Below are 2,260 nucleotides of genomic sequence, written 5' to 3'. Positions count from 1 at the left end.
TTCCGAGTTTGGCCTGAAGCCTTGCCCAGGCAGTCTCGTGGGACGGATCGGCGCGCCGCCAATCGTCGAAGCTGGCACGCTGCTCAGACGAAACGTCACCGCTGCGCAATATCACTTCCCACTCGATGGCCTCTTGGACGGCGACATCAAGCGTTGAGACGTCAGTAGACGCCATTAGCCTATCAGGTAGCATTGTGTAAGCGCCTGGGCGATATATTTGCGAACCATGCTGGATGATACGCCCAGCAGCGACGCGATCTCCGCATAGGTCAGTCCATCCACTTGGCTATAGATGAACGCGCTTTTTGCTTTTGCCGATAGCCCGTCAAGCGCTTGGTCGATGAGCATGAGGGATTGGGAAATCTCTACAATGGATTCGGCCGATGGCGCAACAGGCTCATCACTGTGTGCCAGCGAATCCAGGTACGCTCGTTCAAGGTCCCGTCGCCGCCACAGCCCGTAAGTCAGTCGTTGCGCGATGACGGTCAGAAGCGCGCGTGGCTCGCGTACAGAGTCAAGGTCTTCAACCCCCGCAAGCTCGACAAACGAAGACGAAGCGATGTCTTCCGCATCGGCGGCCGAACGAAGGCTACGATGCAGCTTCGATTTCAACCATCCATAGCTGGAGCGAAACTCATCCGCGAGCCACATCGCGCGCAAATTAGCAGCTTCTTCGCCCGTAACTAGCGCTGCCGGTTGTAAGGTATCTGAAGCTCTAGTCATGTGGCACCGTTTACAAACACGCGACACTTACTCGCCGCCCGCGGGGTGTGCCTGCGCTTCACGTTTGCACAATGTATTTTCCACGAAACGCACACGCGATAGTATGCCATTTCAAAATCGCGACATAGTCGTGTAGTTCGCAACCAACGACTCACTTACTGGAAGGGCGTTGCGCCGGTAACGCACGATACGGGGACACCGGTAAGACGATGGCACCACGGCACCCCCGAATTCACACGGCGAAAGGTCTTTTTGGGCTTTATGCGGGTGGCGATCGTCGTATCGTGCAACGCGCTAGCTAGACGCGCAAGCCCTGTTGTTGCGGCACGCTTCTCCAAATAGGCGACATTCGGCAACGAGCAAGCACCGCGCAGGCAGGCCCGCTGCTTCGTGAGCAATCACTGCCTATCCCAATCGCCCCGCAATGTCGCTCGTGCTTCGATCGTCGGGTAGTCAGGCCCGTTGTCGCGCGGTCAACACGAGCGTCTCATTTTCAGTTTTCCCAGGCTTTTTCTGAAGCTATCTGAAGAGCGAGAGCCCGTGAGCGCAGGGCTTACGCTCTTGCCCGCAGCGTCAAGCGCAAATATCTCGCCTCCTGCGGTGTCACTTTTCTCTGCTCGCTGCACAATGCAGATAACAGAGCGGGAAACCGTTGGCTCATCGTCATGGGAGAGATGGAATGGACGAGACGCATTGCATTGTTCCCGCGCTGATTGCTTTGAGAAAAATTTCGCCGTTTTTGTGGCCAATATTAGAGAAAATTTCCTACGTTTGCCTGATTGGAAGATTGTTTCAAAAAAACATTCCAGAAGGGATCGCTACACTCAACGACATAATTTCGGTGCGGGATATTTGAGGAACGGCTTTGATTTCCACTCGGTGACGCACAGGCCTTTCAAAGGATCTGACGTGTTACCCGCCTTTTTGGCGTGCCCACCTCAGATCCTGAGGAAATAGCCAACTATCTTGCCAGGCAGTGTGTATGACAACTGAATCAATCAATCTTCAGTCTTGGCCTAACGACACTCCGTTTGATCGCGAATTGCGCGCAAACGAGCGGTCCCGGAAGATTCGAAGCGGTTTGATTACCGCAGTCGTCGTGTTGGCTCACGGGATTGGATTGATTTTGCAATGAATCACACGGCAGTGATTCTTACGACGGAGAGGAAACAGGCTGGCACGGTGCAGGTGAGGTTGGTCGCCGCGCCCACTCCGCAGCCTGTGAAGCAACGGGAACCGCAGCCGGAGCCCAGGCCGTCGATCAAGCCCGTAGTGGAGAAATCGAAGAAGGCGCCAGTCCTTTCTTCAACGGCACCGAGCCCCCGCATTGTCGCCGAGGCTCCACAGAAAAAGCCGAAAATTGACGAAGCGCCGCCGGTGCAACCGCAACCGGCACCCGCAGTCCCTGCAGTCCCTGCAGCACCCACGCCGGGCCCGAACATCCTGGACAAGCCGAAGGAGATTAACGAAGGGGAACTCAGGCAGTTAGGCTGCCAGATTCCGGCGCCCGAGTACCCCGCGAAAGCAAAACGACTTC

General features: G+C 56.0%; 3 protein-coding genes and 1 pseudogene. 2 read left to right on the top strand and 2 right to left on the bottom strand.

All coding sequences use genetic code 11. The features are described from left to right. Both WM40_RS29300 and WM40_RS26475 read right to left on the bottom strand, forming a co-directional pair. On the bottom strand, window positions 1-175 hold a 175-nt coding region (locus WM40_RS29300; protein WP_236693720.1), incomplete at its 3' end, for a FecR/PupR family sigma factor regulator. Next, entirely contained in the window at window positions 175-723 is a 549-nt protein-coding gene (locus WM40_RS26475) for a sigma-70 family RNA polymerase sigma factor (protein WP_082103293.1), read from the bottom strand. The genes WM40_RS29300 and WM40_RS26475, both read right to left, overlap by 1 nt. Window positions 724-1,402: 679 nt before the next feature. Between WM40_RS26475 and WM40_RS30530 the strand changes: the two genes are divergently transcribed. Together WM40_RS30530 and WM40_RS26470 are read left to right on the top strand one after the other, a co-directional pair. Then, the gene (locus WM40_RS30530; protein WP_157793817.1) at window positions 1,403-1,579 is read left to right on the top strand and encodes a hypothetical protein; all 177 of its coding nucleotides are present in this window, start codon (window positions 1,403-1,405) and stop codon (window positions 1,577-1,579) included. A gap of 275 nt (window positions 1,580-1,854) precedes the next feature. Next, window positions 1,855-2,260 (top strand): annotated as a pseudogene (locus WM40_RS26470) (energy transducer TonB); the annotation flags it as partial.

The sequence above is a fragment of the Robbsia andropogonis genome (assembly GCF_000970345.1).
GTDB classification, from domain to species: Bacteria; Pseudomonadota; Gammaproteobacteria; order Burkholderiales; family Burkholderiaceae; genus Robbsia; species Robbsia andropogonis.
Note: the sequence above shows the minus strand (reverse complement) of the source record. Positions and strands in the feature narration are given on the sequence as shown.